The organism is Pseudomonas sp. LPB4.O, assembly GCF_038383825.1.
Classification (GTDB): Bacteria; Pseudomonadota; Gammaproteobacteria; order Pseudomonadales; family Pseudomonadaceae; genus Aquipseudomonas; species Aquipseudomonas putida.
Window position 1 is genome coordinate 3,654,206 of the sequence record NZ_CP151298.1, and the last position, 15,358, is coordinate 3,669,563.

7 protein-coding genes are annotated in these 15,358 nt (G+C 62.3%); 4 read left to right on the forward strand and 3 right to left on the reverse strand.

The window, feature by feature from the left end; all coding sequences use genetic code 11:
* Positions 1-20 precede the first annotated feature (20 nt).
* Together MRBLPB4O_RS16500 and MRBLPB4O_RS16505 are read left to right on the forward strand one after the other, a co-directional pair.
* Positions 21-8,666, forward strand: a complete 8,646-nt coding sequence (locus tag MRBLPB4O_RS16500; protein WP_341795925.1) for a glucoamylase family protein — start codon at positions 21-23, stop codon at positions 8,664-8,666.
* A 92-nt stretch (positions 8,667-8,758) separates the two neighbouring features.
* A complete protein-coding gene (locus tag MRBLPB4O_RS16505) occupies positions 8,759-9,484 on the forward strand; it encodes a Crp/Fnr family transcriptional regulator (RefSeq protein WP_341795926.1) in 726 nt (241 codons plus the stop codon).
* 220 nt (positions 9,485-9,704) lie between these two features.
* On the opposite strand, the gene MRBLPB4O_RS16510 is transcribed toward MRBLPB4O_RS16505, so the two are convergent.
* Positions 9,705-10,457, reverse strand: coding sequence for a methyltransferase domain-containing protein (locus tag MRBLPB4O_RS16510; protein ID WP_341795927.1), 753 nt, complete (start codon positions 10,455-10,457; stop codon positions 9,705-9,707).
* Between the two features lie 62 nt (positions 10,458-10,519).
* Positions 10,520-11,197: a glutathione S-transferase family protein gene (locus MRBLPB4O_RS16515; protein ID WP_341795928.1), complete on the reverse strand. Its 678-nt coding sequence runs from the start codon at positions 11,195-11,197 to the stop codon at positions 10,520-10,522.
* 153 nt (positions 11,198-11,350) lie between these two features.
* Here MRBLPB4O_RS16515 and MRBLPB4O_RS16520 point away from each other — a divergent pair, with 153 nt between their 5' ends.
* Positions 11,351-12,367, forward strand: a complete 1,017-nt coding sequence (locus tag MRBLPB4O_RS16520) for an AraC family transcriptional regulator ligand-binding domain-containing protein (protein WP_341795929.1) — start codon at positions 11,351-11,353, stop codon at positions 12,365-12,367.
* A gap of 1,221 nt (positions 12,368-13,588) precedes the next feature.
* Here MRBLPB4O_RS16520 and MRBLPB4O_RS16525 read toward each other — a convergent pair.
* Entirely contained in the window at positions 13,589-14,230 is a 642-nt protein-coding gene (locus tag MRBLPB4O_RS16525; protein WP_341795930.1) for a 4-carboxy-4-hydroxy-2-oxoadipate aldolase/oxaloacetate decarboxylase, read from the reverse strand.
* Positions 14,231-14,484: 254 nt separating this feature from the next.
* On the opposite strand from MRBLPB4O_RS16525, the gene MRBLPB4O_RS16530 reads away from it, so the two are divergent.
* Positions 14,485-15,138, forward strand: a complete 654-nt coding sequence (locus MRBLPB4O_RS16530; protein WP_341795931.1) for a GntR family transcriptional regulator — start codon at positions 14,485-14,487, stop codon at positions 15,136-15,138.
* Positions 15,139-15,358 lie beyond the last annotated feature (220 nt).

The window sequence follows — 15,358 nt, forward strand, 5'->3', positions numbered from 1 at the left end:
GTTCGGTAACCCGGCATACCATGGACAATCCTTGGCTTCTCGCACGCAAGTACCTCCGACGCCTGTACGCCCATGCGGGGCGCTGGCGCTCGCCCCGGCACACCTTCACCTATGAAAGCCTGCTGCGCTCGGAGCTGTACAACGCTGACCAGATGGCCGAGCACGGTCTGCGGCTGGCCCATCAGCACCGTTTGAGCCAGCGGCCAGCCAAAGACGCCCTGCTTGACCGCCTGGCCGACAACGAACGCATGCTCTCTGCAAGCTGCACCGCCCTCGCCGCCGCCCTGCCCGGCCCCCGCCCGGCGCTACCCGCCGCGCAGTGGCTGCTCGACAACTTTTACCTGGTCGAAACCCATATCCGCATTGCCAAGCACGACCTGCCGGCCAATTACAGCCTGCAGCTGCCGCAGCTGGACAACGGCGCCTCCACCGGCCTGCCGCGTGTCTACGACATTGCCCTGGAGACCATTTCCCACGGTGACGGGCGGATCGACGCTGAGAGCTTCAGCCGTTTCGTCGAGGCTTATCAGCAGGCCTGCACCCTGACCCTGGGCGAGCTCTGGGCCATCCCGATCATGCTGCGCCTGGCCCTGATAGAAAACCTGCGCCGTGTAGCGGCGCGGGTCATGGCCAACTGGGCTGACCGCGACCTGGCCAATGTCTGGGCCGACCGGCTTGGCGAAACCGCCGAGCGCGACGCCAAGAGCGTGGTGCTGGTGGTCGCCGACATGGCCCGGTCGCAACCGCCGATGACCGCCGCCTTCGTTGCCGAGCTGGCCAGGCGGCTGCAGGGCCACAGCGCTTCACTGACCCAGCCGCTGCTGTGGGTGGAACAGATGCTCAGCGAGTCGGCGCGCAGCATCGAGGGCCATGTCCAGCTCGATGCCCAGCAGCAGGCCATTGACCAGGTGTCCATCAGCAACAGCATTGGCAGCTTGCGCCTGCTGTCGACCATCGACTGGAAGGTGTTCGTCGAGCACCTGAGCCATGTCGAACAGGCGCTGCACCGCGACCCGGCGGCCATTTACCCCGCCATGGACTTCACCAGCCGTGACCATTACCGGCACAGCGTCGAGCGCCTTGCACGCCACAGTAAATTCAGCGAGCCCGCCGTGGCGCGCACGGCCATCGAGCTGGCCCAGACAGCAGGCGCCGCGCCGGGTGAACCGGCTGGGCACGTGGGCTTCTACCTGGCGGGGGATGGCCTGCCGTTGCTGGAGCAGCACCTGGCCGCGCGGGTGCCGCTGGGCGAGCGCTGGCAACGCCTGCTGCACCGGGCGCCGCTGGCGTTCTACCTGGTGCCAGTGGCACTGCTGTCGTGCCTGCCGGCCTGGGGCTTCATACGCGCCATTGGCCTGGAGGGCTGGCCTTTGGCGGTGCTGGCCGCCATGGCCCTGCCGGTTCTGCTGAGCACCAGCCGCCTGGCCATCGGCCTGGTGAACTGGCTGGTGACCTTGACCGTCAAGCCCTCCTTCCTGCCGCGGCTGGACTACACAGGCGGTATTCCCGAGGACGCCCGCACGCTGGTGGTAGTGCCCACGCTGCTGGCCAATACCGGCGATGTCGAAGAACTGGTCGAAGGGCTGGAAGTACGCTTCCTGGCCAACCGTGACGAACACCTGCACTTTGCCCTGCTCAGCGACTTCATGGATGCCCGTGAACAAAACAAGCCCGAAGACCAGGCACTGCTCGACCTGGCCAGCGAAGGTATCCGTGCCCTCAACCACAAGTACCCAAGCACGGGCGGTGCGCGCTTTTTCCTGTTTCACCGGCCACGCATATGGAACCCCGCCGAGCGCTGCTGGATGGGCCGCGAGCGCAAGCGCGGCAAGCTCGCCGAATTGAACGCGGTGTTGCGCGGCCACGGCCACGCGTGCTTCATGCGGATCGTCGGCGACCTGCAAGCGCTTGGCCACGTGCGCTATGTGATCACCCTGGACACCGACACCCAATTGCCTCGCGGTGCCGCTCGGCAATTCATCGGCGCCATGCAGCACCCGCTCAACCGCCCTCGCTTCGACGCACGCACTGGTCGCCTCGACGCAGGCTACGCGATTCTGCAACCGCGGGTGGGCATCAGCCTGCCCAGCGTGTCGCGCTCGCGCTATGCGCGCCTGTTTGGCAGTGACGCCGGTGTCGACCCCTACACGCAGGCCGTTTCGGACGTTTACCAGGACCTGTTTCTCAGCGGCTCCTTCATCGGCAAAGGCATCTACGCAGTGGACGCCTTCGAACAGGCACTGGAGGGCCGTTTCGCCGACAACCGGGTACTCAGCCATGACCTGATCGAAGGCTGCTACGCACACTCGGGCCTGCTCAGCGATGTGCAATTGTTCGAAACCTACCCGGCCCGCTACAGCGCCGACAGCAAACGCCGGCACCGCTGGATACGCGGCGACTGGCAACTGCTGCCGTGGCTGGTGCCCTGGCTGCACACCGGCACCCATGGCCTGGCGCTAAGCCCGCTCAGCGCCTTGTCGCGCTGGAAGATTTTCGACAACCTGCGCCGCAGCCTGGAGCCGGCGGCGCTGCTGACGCTCCTGCTGTGGGGTTGGCTGGCCAGTGCCACGCCGCTCGCCTGGACACTGGCCCTGCTGGCCTTGCTGCTGGCGCGCCCAGTGCTGGACTCGCTGCTCGAACTGCCGGGCAAGGCCGCTGATGTCCCTGTGTCAGAACACTTGCTGGCAGCGTTGCACACCTCGGGCACCTATTTCTTGCGTGCCGGCCTTTCACTGGCCTGGTTACCCTTCGAAGCCTGCTACAGCCTGGATGCCATCCTTCGCACCTTGTGGCGGCTGGCCGTCAGCAAACAACGCCTGCTGCAATGGAACCCCTCACGCGAGGACGAGCGCTGCAGCGCAGATACCCTGGGGGCGGTGTATCGCCAGCAATGGGGGCAACCGGCCTTGGTGATTGTGCTGACCGGTGCCTTGGCGATGCAGCCGACGGTACTGCTGATTGCCTCGCCGGTGCTTGTCCTGTGGCTGCTCGGCCCGGCGCTGGCCTGGTGGCTCAGCCGCCCGCGTGACCTGACCGCCCTCATGCCCGGCAGCGAAGACCTGGTCTTCCTGCATCGACTCGCCCGCGCCAACTGGGCCTTTTTCGACAGCTACGTCGGCCCTGCCGACAACTGGCTGCCACCCGACAACATCCAGGCGCCGCCCTTCGCCAACATCGCTCACCGCACCTCACCGACCAACATGGGCATGGCCCTGCTCTCGCACTTGGCGGCCCATGACTTCGGCTACCTCAGTGCGGGCCGCCTGTTCGAACGCCTGGCCTGCATGCTCGACAGCATGGCCCGCCTGGAGCGCTTCAAAGGGCACTTCTACAACTGGTACGACACCCAGGCCCTCAAGCCGCTGTTACCGCTGTATGTCTCGAGCGTGGACAGCGGCAACCTCGCCGCCCTGCTGTTGACACTCAAGCCCGGCCTGCTGGAAATGGCCGACACGCCCCTGCTCGACCGGCGACTGAGCCAGGGATTGCTCGACACCTTTGACACGCTGCTGGACGCCTATGCCCGCACAGGCGCGGACATCCAGCCGATCTCGGCCCTGCGCGAGCAGGTGCGGCTCGCCCATGGCCAGGTGGGCGACGTATACGCCACGCTGCTGCCGATGCTGGTCGAACAATTGCAGCCGCTGATCACACAACCGGCTGCCTTGGCCCCCGGCACAGAAGTTGCTGACGATTGTACTTTCTGGCTGAATGCCCTGAATGAGCAATGCCTGGACCTGAGCCGCGAACTGCAGCAGCTGCAATTGCCCCCCGGTAACGATCAGGCGCCCCACGCTCCGCTGACCTGGCGCCAGCTGGCACAGCTTGACGCAGACCAGTGGCCGCCCCCCGAGCGCCTGGCGGTGGCCAACGTCAGGGCAGTTGCCCGCCAGCGCATCGCCCAGGCACACGCCCTGGCCAGCCGCATTGAAGCGTTGGCCAGCATGGACTTCACCTTCCTGTACGACAACCAGCGCGACCTGTTCGCCATCGGCTACAACGCCGACGAACATCGCCTGGACGCCGCGTTCTATGACCTGCTCGCGTCCGAGATGCGCCTGACCAACTTCGTCGTCATCGCCCAAGGCCAGGTGCCCCAGGACAGCTGGTTCGCCCTGGGCCGGCTGCTCACCAGCAACGCCGGCGTGCCTGTGTTGCTGTCCTGGTCCGGCTCGATGTTCGAGTACTTGATGCCGCTGCTGGTGATGCCGAACTATGAAGGCACGCTACTCGACCAGACCTGCCACGCCGCCGTCAAACGGCAAATCGAACACGGCAAGCTGTCGGGCCTACCTTGGGGTGTGTCGGAATCGGCCTATAACGCGCTGGACGCACATTTCAACTACCAGTACCGGGCGTTCGGCGTACCGGGGCTTGGCCTGCAACGTGGCCTGGGTGAAGAGCGCGTGGTGGCGCCCTATGCCAGCGCACTGGCCTTGATGGTGGCGCCCGCTGCCGCCTGCCGCAACCTGCAACGGCTGGCCACCCTTGGCCTGGCTGGGCGCTTCGGGCTCTACGAGGCCGTGGACTACAGCGAGGCACGCCTGCCCCCCGGGCAAGACGCCGTCGTGGTCCGCTCGTTCATGGCCCACCATCAGGGCATGAGTTTCCTGGCCCTGACCGCTTTGCTGCTGAACAAGCCCATGCAACGGCGCTTCGCCTCCGACCCGCAGTTCCAGGCCAGCATGCTGCTGTTGCAGGAGCGCGTGCCGAAAACCGCTGCGCCCTACCTGCATACCCTCCAGGCGCCGGCCGAGGACACCGCCGAGCGCGACCCCGAGGCACGGCTGCGGGTGTTCAAAGAGCCAAACCGGGCGCAACCGGCCGTACAACTGCTGTCCAACGGCCGCTATCACGTCATGGTCAACCACGTGGGCAGTGGCTACAGCCAGCGCAATACGCTGGCGGTGACCCGCTGGCGCGAAGACGCCAGCCGCGACGACCTGGGCAGCTTCTGCTACCTGCGCGATGTCGCCAGCGGCGCCTACTGGTCCACCTCCTACCAGCCGACACGGCACCGCACAAAGCTCCAGGAGGCGATTTTCAGCGACGGCCGCGCGGAGTTTCGCGTGCGCGAACGCGACTTCGACTGCCATACCGAAATTGCCGTATCACCCGAAGATGACATCGAGCTGCGACGCCTGCACCTGACCAACCATGGCGACCTGCCCCGCACCCTGGAGCTGACCAGCTACGCCGAAGTGGTGTTGGCACCGGCCTTGAGCGATGCCCTGCACCCGGCTTTCAGCAAGCTGTTCATCCAGACCGAACTGATCCGCCCGCTGCAAGCCATTCTCTGCACGCGACGGCCGCGCTCGCAGCAGGACGCCGTGCCATGGATGTGCCATGTGCTCGCGGTGCACGGCGCCGACATCGAGGCGCTGTCCTACGAAACCGATCGGGCCCGCTTCATCGGCCGTGGGCGCACCCTGGCGCGGCCGGCAGCCATGGACCGGGACAACGAGGCGTTGTCCGATAGCGAGGGGGCGGTGCTGGACCCGATCGTGGCCATCCGCTGCCGCATCACCCTGATGCCCGGCCAGGCGACCACGGTCGACCTGGTCACAGGCGTCGCCGACAGCCGCGACGCCTGCCTGCAGCAAGTCGCCAAGTACCGCGACCGGCACTTGGCCGACCGGGTGTTCGACCTCGCCTGGCCGCACAGCCAGGTATTGTTGCACCAGCTCAACGGTTCGCTGGCCGACGCCCGGCTGTTCGAGCAGATGGCCGCCTCGGTGCTGTACCCCAACGCCAGCCTGCGGCCCAACGCAGCGCTGCTGGCCAGCAACCGACGCAACCAGTCTGGCCTGTGGGGCCAGGGGGTGTCGGGCGACCTGCCAATCGTGCTGGTACAGATCGGCGACCCGGCCAACATTCATCTGGTCAAGCAAATGGTGCTGGCCCATGCCTACTGGCGCCAGAAGGGGCTCGCGCTCGACCTGTTGATCTGGAACGAAGACCAGGCCGGTTATCGCCAGCAACTGCAGGACCTGATCATGGGGATCGTCACCTCCGGCAGCGAAGCGGCCCTGCTCGACCGCCCCGGCGGCATTTACGTAAGGCCTGCGCAGCAACTGTCTGCCGAAGACCGGCTGCTGACCTTGTCGGTAGCCCGGCTGGTGCTCAACGACAATCTCGGCACGCTGGAAGAGCAACTGCACCTGCGCCGCCAGCCAAAGGTCCCGCAGGCTGTTCAGGCCAACCCTGCCAGCCGCCGGCCGGCACCTGCCAGCCACTCTCCGGCCGAGCAACCCACAGTGATGCTGGGCAACCGTTATGGCGGGTTCAGCACCGACGGCCGCGAGTACGTCATTGCGCTGCCACCCGGCTCATCGCCACCGGCGCCATGGGTAAACATCCTGGCCAACCCGCACTTCGGCAGCGTGGTCTCCGAGGCCGGCAGCGCTTACACCTGGTACGAGAACGCCCACGAGTACCGGTTGACGCCCTGGCACAACGACCCGGTTACCGACGCCAGTGGCGAAACCTTCTACCTGCGCGACGAGGACACCGGCGAATACTGGTCACCGACGCCGCAACCCTGCCCAGGCAGTGGCCGTTACTGCACCCGCCACGGCTTTGGCTACAGCGTATTCGAATATACCGAGCAAGACCTGCGCTGCGAGCTGTGGGTGCATGTGGCACTGGATGGCCCGGTCAAGTTCAGCCGGCTCAAACTGCACAACACTTCGGCACGGGTACGTCGGTTGTCGGTGACCTGCTTCGTCGAGTGGGTGCTGGGCGACCTGCCCGGCAAAACCGCCATGCACGTGGTCAGTGAGACCGACGCTTTCAGCGGCGCGCTGTTTGCCCGCAACAGCTACTCAGTGGAATTTTCCACGCACGTGGCGTTTCTCGATTGCGACCTGCCAATACAGGGCATGACCTGTGATCGCGGCGAATTCCTGGGGCGCAACGGCGATTGCCAGGCGCCTTTGGGTATGCGCCAGTCACGGCTGTCGGGGCGTACCGGCGGTGGTCTGGACCCGTGCGCGGCATTGCAGGTGGCGCTGCAGCTGGAGCCTGGCGAAAGCCGGGAGGTGGTATTCCGCCTGGGCGCCGCCCGGGACGCCCGCGCCGCTACCCGCTGCGTGCAGCAGTACCGGGGGTTGCAGGCCGCCATGGACGAGTTCGACAAGGTCAGCGCCTACTGGCGGCGCACACTGGACACCGTGCAGATCGAGACGCCGGAACCTGCACTGGATGTGCTGGCCAACGGCTGGTTGATGTACCAGGTGATCGCCTGCCGGTTCTGGGCGCGCAGCGGCTTTTACCAGTCTGGCGGTGCCATCGGTTTCCGCGACCAGCTGCAGGACAGCATGGCCATGGTCCATGCCGCGCCGGCGGCGGCGCGTCAACACCTGCTGGCCTGCGCTGCGCACCAGTATGCCGAAGGCGACGTGCAGCACTGGTGGCATCCACCGCTGCAGCGCGGGGTGCGCACCCGCTGCTCCGATGACCTGCTGTGGCTACCGCTGGCCGCCAGCCGCTACGTAGAGGCCACCGGGGACTATGCTGTGCTTGACGAGCCGGTCGGCTATCTGGAAGGCCGCGCGCTAAACGCCGGGGAAGAGTCCTACTACGACCTGCCTGGCCACTCGGCCCTGGTCGAGAGCCTGTACCAGCATTGTCAGCGCGCCCTCGCCCACGCCCTGCAGTGCGGGGCCCACGGCCTGCCGTTGATGGGCAGCGGCGACTGGAACGACGGCATGAACAGGGTGGGCGAACAAGGGCAAGGCGAAAGCGTGTGGCTGGGCTTCTTTGGCCACGAGGTGCTGCGGGCATTCGGCTGCGTCGCCTTGCGCCAGGGCGACAGCGCCTTTGCGTTCCGCTGCACCACCCAGGCCGCCGCACTCGCCGAAAAACTGGAAGCGCACGCCTGGGACGGCGGCTGGTATCGCCGCGCCTGGTTCGACGATGGCCAGGTACTGGGGTCGGCGAGCAACCAGGAATGCCGCATCGATTCGCTGTCGCAGAGCTGGGCAGTGCTGTCGGGTGTCGCTTCGCCCGAACGCGCCCGCCAGGCCATGGCGGCGCTGGACAGCCACCTGGTACGCCGTGATATCGGCATCGTCAAACTGCTCGACCCACCCTTCGACCAGGGCCAGCTGGACCCTGGCTACATCAAGGGTTACCTGCCAGGGGTGCGTGAAAACGGCGGGCAGTACACCCATGCGGCCATCTGGGCGAGCATGGCCTATGCGCAGCTGGGCGACGCCGACAGGGCCTGGGAACTGCTGCGCCTGATCAACCCGGTGCGCCAGGGCTGCGACGCGTTGATCGATACCTACAAGGTCGAACCCTATGTGATGGCCGCCGACGTCTATGCGGTTGCGCCCCACGCCGGGCGGGGTGGCTGGAGCTGGTACACCGGCTCTGCCGGCTGGATGTACCGCTTGATAGTCGAAAGCCTGCTGGGCCTGCAACGCAGTGGCGACACCCTGCGCCTGCAGCCGCTGTTGCCGGCAGGCTGGCCGGGTTATGTCCTGCATTACCGCTTTGGCAGCACCCATTACCGGATCGAGGTACGCAACGGCAACGGCAGCGAACTGAGCCTGAGCCTGGACGGCGAGCGGCTTGCCGACGCCAAGCTTCGGCTGAGGGATGACGGGGGCGAGCACCACGTCATTGCCCAGTGCCGGGCCTGCTCCTTGCCTGCCATCTGAACCGTTGGGCGCGTCACGGCAGCGCTGGCGCAAGCCTTGGCCCCGCTAGGCTAAGCTTGTTCCGACAGCCGCTGCCATCGATGGTCCCACGCATGCAACACACGGTAAAACCCCAGAACAACCACTTGCTGGCAGCCCTGTCGCCAGAGGCGTTCAGCCGGTTGGCACCGGACCTGGAGCACGTCAACCTGCCCCTGGGCAAGGCGCTGTACGAGTCCGGCGACACCCTGAGCCACGTCCACTTCCCGGTCGATGCCATCGTTTCGCTGCTGTATGTGATGGAGAACGGCGCCTCGGCCGAAATATCAGTGGTCGGTAACGAAGGGCTGGTCGGCATCGCCGTGTTCATGGGCGGCGAAAGCACCCCCAGCCGGGCCATCGTGCAAAGCGCCGGGCATGCCTACCGTCTGCCCGTGCAAAAGATCAAGGACGAGTTCAACCGCCATGGCGAGTTGATGACTTTGATGCTGCGCTACACCCAGGCACTGATCACGCAGATGGCACAAACAGCGGTGTGCAACCGGCATCACTCCATCGACCAGCAATTGTGCCGCTGGTTGCTGTTGTCACTCGACCGCCTGCCGGGCGACCGCCTGTGTATGACCCAGGAACTGATCGCCAACATGCTCGGCGTGCGCCGCGAGGGTGTGACCGACGCCGCCGGCAAATTGCAGCGCCTGGGGGTGATCGAGTACAACCGCGGGCAGATCAGGGTGCTGGACCGGGCACGGCTGGAAATGCTGAGTTGCGAATGCTACGCGGTGGTGAAGAAAGAAACCGAGCGACTGCTGCCCTACCTGCCGGGGCCCCAAGGTTGAAGCCTGGCCAGATCAGCCAAATCTGCAGCGCGGGCATTGGCCCGCCCCCCCGCAGAGACTGAACGCCATGCGCCGGAATCAGACAGTCGCTAGCGGCCCGCTTTTCCCTTTGCATTCAAATGGCCGCTTTCGACCCATAGCTGCCCTTGGCGGAGGGCAGCTAACGGCAAGAAGAGAAGACTGGCAAACGAGTGTCGGCTTCATGAGACATTTGTAAGCGTCAAACTTTTCGCGCCCAGCTTCCAAACATCATGTCACCGATGAAGAAGCCTGAAGAGGCTGAACGCTCCTGGTTCAGACGCTGCTGCAGCGTTTCAATTTCGACTTCTTCTGCACTGGCAACGCCCAATGCAGTGATCCGCGAAAAGCACGCCCGAACAATGTTGCCAAGTCCGTAGGGTGTGTCAGGCGTTTGTACCAGGCATTCGGCTCGCACGCTTTCGACGGTCAGGCCTGCTCGGGTAGGAATGCCGTGCAGGTTAAAACCGATGTGTAGATCGGCCCCTTCGCGAGCAATCATTTCTCGTATCCAAGCTTGCGCTCTTTCATGCAACGGAAAAGACCCGAGGCTTGCAGGTACCATCGTCGTATCATGTTCTTGAAAAACCATGATGCCACCGGGGCGCAAATACTTGGATAGCGCACGGATCGTTGCCACCGCATCCTTCTGATACATGAGCACGCGCCGTCCAACGATTGCGTCAAAAGTGCCGAGAGCGTCCTGCAACTCGAGAAGATCACACTCAAGAAATCTCAGCGCAGGGTGGTCGTATGCTGCACAACGGTGACGTGCAATGGCGATGGCGCCGGCGTCGTGATCAACGCCGATGATCTCTCCGCTTCTTCCCACCAGATCACAAAGCACAAAGGAGACATCACCCGAGCCGCAGCCCACGTCCAGGATTCGCATGCCTTTTCCGATTCCTGCGTCGATCATTAATCGTGTAGTGAAGTCAGGTGGTTGGGTCGCCATTACTAAGCCTCGCAGAATTTTGGGTAAGTCTGTTACGTCGCCATCAGCCCCCCTGTCAAGTATCACCCCGGTGTACGCAAAAGTGCCTCATCCTTGGCCACCGCACGTTTATAAGCGTCGCGGTTCGTTAAGTTCTCGGCGTAAGCGAGAAACGCGGCTCTGGGTGGCAAGGTGCCCAAGCCTAGCCCCCAACCGATGTGGGAGCCGACATAAACGTCGGCAGCGGTGAAGCGGTTTCCGGCAATGAACGGATGCGCCAACACTGCGCGTTCGAGTTGATCGACGGTGCGCTCGTAGCTGCCGTAACCCAGGAAGAACTCCTGATCAGGGGTCTGGGTGAAGCCAGCGCGTCGGTTGGTCACAGCCTGCTCCAGTGGGCCTGCGGCAAAAAACAGCCAACGGTAGTAATTAGCCCGCTCAGCTGCCGCAGGGGCCAGCATAGCTTCGGGGAACACATCAGCCAGGTACGCACAGATCGCGGCTGTTTCTGTTATGGTTTGCCCGTCATGCACCAGTGCGGGAATCTTTCCCATCGGGTTCACGTCGCGAAAAAAAACCACGCGTGGATCTGCAGGATCGGCCACCGTCGGCGCTGCCAGCGCAGCACCGCCCCAACGGTCATCCTGACTGCTTGACTGATAGTCCAGCACAACCGATTCATAGGTGCAGCCGATCTCTTCGAGCATCCAGCGCACCATGCGCCCGCGAGAGTTGGGATTGGTATAGAACGTCATTGTCATTGTGAGCTCCGCTAGGCTCGGTTGGTTGACGCCTATGGTAAGAGTGAAGCTGCAGAACCCCTTGGGCGGTTTACGCCAGAATACTTGCGCAATGCGCCATCCGCGCAACGTTGCGTCACGCGTTACCGCTTACCTGCGGTTCGGAGTCAAGAAATGTCGTACCTGCAGACCAGCGTCGAGCGTTGCAAATTGCCCAGCGTATTCTGGCAATCGATAGCGCAACTGGGACTCGATCCCTTGTTGATTCAACAGCACGCTCAACTGCCCCGTGAGCTTCTGCTTGATGACGCGGCTGTTGTCAGCAGCAGTCAGCTCTTCGCCGTCTGGAATGCGATCGAGGCGCTTTCTGAAGATCAGGGCTTCGCGATAAAGATGGTTCGCGACACGCCCAGTGCCAAACACAAAATGGCCTTTCTCGCTGCGTTATATGCGGCTGACTTTCGCGACGCCATTGCGAGGTATTCGCGGTTCAAACGCTTATGCAGCCCCGACCGGCTTTGCATCGACGAGGGTCAGGGCAGGGCGGTGTTCACGATTCAGTGGCCTTCTGACACGGCGCCGGCACCTTACCTCTCAGTGGATGCGGGTTTTGCTCTGGTACTGGAACTGGGTCGAAGAGGCACCGGTATACATCTGGTGCCAGTCGAACTGAATTTGCGACGGCCAAGCCCTGATTCGGAAACTCACTCAAGTTACTTCGGTTGCCCCATTCACTACGGCGCGGAGCGTGACGAGTTGACGATCAGCGCCGCCGACCTCGATTTACCGTTTCTGCAGCACAATCCGGACGTGTTGCACATGATGACCCCCGGGCTGACTGCTGCAATACGAGAGATCGAGGCTCCTGTGGGATTCTCTGAACAGGTCATTGAAGTGCTGAAACGAGCCCTGACGGCGGGGCGGCCAAGTTTGCAGTACCTCGCCCAGGAACTCTTACAGAGCGAGCGGACGTTACAACGACGATTAGCCTCAGAGGGGACGACGTTCAGCGCCCTGCTCAACGAGACCCGACGCCAAGTCGGATATCACCTGCTCGCCGATACGACCCTTGAACTGAAAGAGGTGGCATATCTGCTCGGTTACGAGGACGTCAACTCTTACTACCGTGCTTTCCGCCAATGGGAGAAGGTTTCCCCCGGTCAGTGGCGATTTGCTAATGCGAGAGTATGAAGCTGTTGGTACGCGAACCGGTGGGGCGGAAGCAGCCAGCCGTGACAGTGCTGCTTGGATCACAGTAGCTCCTTAGAGAGCCGCAAGTAGTAAGCGTCCGGCGAACATGGGCAAGCGGAGCGCGCAGGCCTAGGGCGGGCCAAAGGCGTGAGAATGGAAACCCGAAGGGCCGCAACCTAGCGAAGCCTGGTTGCGGTTTACGACAGCCGTCCCCCATTATGGGGCACACTCAGGGCATGCTTAGCCGGGTGGCGTAGTGATGAGGGTGGGCTGCAACGAGGTTGGCGCATCAGCTCCAGGGTCAGCCATGGGGGCATCGTCATACCCAAGTACCAGCACCACCCGCTTAGCAGGGCTTGATACCAAACGTACTTTCGCCGCCAGTGCCACGGCGCACGTGCCCTCGCTCCCGACCAACGCGCGAGCGACATTGAAGCCGTTTTCAGGAAGAAGTTCGTCCAGGTTATAGCCCGATACCCGGCGCTTGATGTTCGGGAACCATTGGCGCACGAAGTCCGCGTGGCGGTCACGAAGCTCGCGCAAATCTTTATAGATCTGCCCGTGGATTTAGAGAATTAAAACTGTCGCAACCGGCCCCCGGAATTTCTGGGTTTGAGCTTCCTTTGGAGAAACCTCAAATCTGTCGCAACCTCGCCAAAAAATGATTCGCGCCCACGCTGTAGAGAATTAAAACTGTCGCGATCAGCAACGATGAGGCTTTGCGGGTGGTTCAGCTTCGCCCAGAACCCAAAGCGTAGCAGCCCCCGTGGGTAGGCAGCTGCTCTGTCAAAAGCGCGACGCAGGCAGGGGGATAGTTGCCTTGGATGCGGGCGAGCGGCGCGCCTCGGCCGGATTCAATCATCGGGCAGTCTATGAGTTTAGCCGGTCCGGTTGCGCATTTGAGCGCCCTTTGGGCGACAACAGGCAAGATCCAAATGTCGAAGGATCCATGCCTAACGGCTGTTGGAGCACTGGAAATGGCTAGGCAGGCATTAGGTGATTAGCTGTAGAAGTGACTGGAGCACCGCAGTCTGCTCATAGGCCAAAAGCCAGGTTTGGTTAAATGGTCGGTGCCGAGCAGTACGAGATGATCAGCGCCGGCTATAAGGTTCGGACCAATGACTTGGGGAAACGCGTTACGCCCAAAAGCGATCTTTCCAAGAACCGTGCTCGGCGACCCTTGACGGTGTCAAGTCGTGGGCGGTCCCCGAGCGCAGGCGTTTACCTCATTCCGAGCTTTTCAAGCGTTGCCTCCAGGCCAAGTAGTTCAACTGTGCTCACGCCAGCCTCAATGCCATGGCGTATACCGTCCTCTTTATCCTCGCGAGCGCGGCTCAGGCTAATCACCTCTGCGACACGATCTTGCTCCACCACCACCAAGCCGTCCCGATCCCCGACGATGATGTCTCCGGGTTGGATCTGCACATTCCCGATCACAATGGGGACGTTCACTTTTCCTGGCTGGCATTTATTCGTTCCCTTGATGCTTAAACCGCGTGCAAAGGTAGGAAAACCCATCTCGATAATCGAGTCAGCATCACGAACAGCGCCGTTCATTACTAACCCCACAATCCCCAGCTTCTGAGACGCCAGTGTAAGAAGGTCACCCCATGGGCCCGCTTCCAAGAAACCCTTTGCATCTACAACGAGTACGTCACCCGGCTTGGCTTTCGTAAGCGCGTAATGAATGGCGAGGTTGTCATCTGGACGACAGTCAACCGTCAACGCAGGCCCACACAACCTGACAGTTGGGTCGATCGGTTTTAGAGAACTGTCAATCGCGCCTGTTTGGCCCTGAGCCTCGTGAATGGTGGCTGAACCGAGCTTTTTGAGGACTTCAATTTGTTCTTGTGAGATAGGCATGGCGGTTTCCGTCTGGTCTGATCTGGCTCAACACACCTAGGCTGTACACTACTCATCGAGCGCAGCACGGGCTTGAGCGGACACGCAGAATGAGCATCCACAAATACAATAAAAGTACAATGCAGCTTAATGCAAACAATTTCAGTACAAACGGCTCCCTGCATGATGATAATGCGTGCGTGTACGAGCATCGGGTAACGCCCCTGCACGCGCCCAAAATCACGCAAGGCAGCTAGGGAAGAGAACCACTAGACATGGCTACAGAGCGCATTTACGAGACGTTGCGTAACCGCATAATTGCGGGGCAGTACGAACCGGGAACTCAACTTAAGGAGGAGCCCCTAAGCCGGGAGTTTGAGCTGAGCCGCACCCCTGTCAGAGCTTCGCTCAAAAAGCTCGTTGAGGATGGCTTAGCAGTGGTTGAGGCCAACCGCGGGGTGTTTGTTGCAGGGTGGACGCAGTGGGACGTCGAGGAGATGTTTAGCCTCCGGGAGCTACTTGAGCCTCATGCAGCGATGCTGGCAGCTATAAGGGCTACGGCACAGGATGTAGCAGAGCTGCAGCGGATAAACGCGTCTATGGCTGAAGCGATTAGTCGTGGTGGCGATGGCGTCCAGCTAGGCGTACAGGCGGCGAACAGGGCGTTTCACCACCAACTTTTGGAAACCGCTCGATCTCAAAGGCTCAAGGCCATGCTTCACACGCTGATTGATATGCCCGTGATCACACGGTCATTTTTTCTTTACGCAGAAGCAGATTTTGCCCGAAGCCTGCAGCAGCACCTGGACATCACCTACGCCATCGAAATTCGGGACGGCGAGCTTGCTAGGCAAGCGATGCAGACGCACATCAGGATGGCTTACCGGCGCTTCATGGCCCATCGATCGGAAAACGTCACTGCGGAATAAAAAAAATACAATCTCAGTACAATCTGGTTTATAGTCGGCTCCATAAGAACAATCTCGGAGGAGCCATGAGCCTCATCACCCCTACCTCGGTTGCGCAACTGCCCACGATTCCGCACCGGTCACGTAGCTCGCGAACCTCGATGGTTTGCTCAATGTCTGCCGTAAAGCGAAAGCCTGATTTCAGGCCCCCCCCGCATTGTCGATCTCATGAAATGAGCAT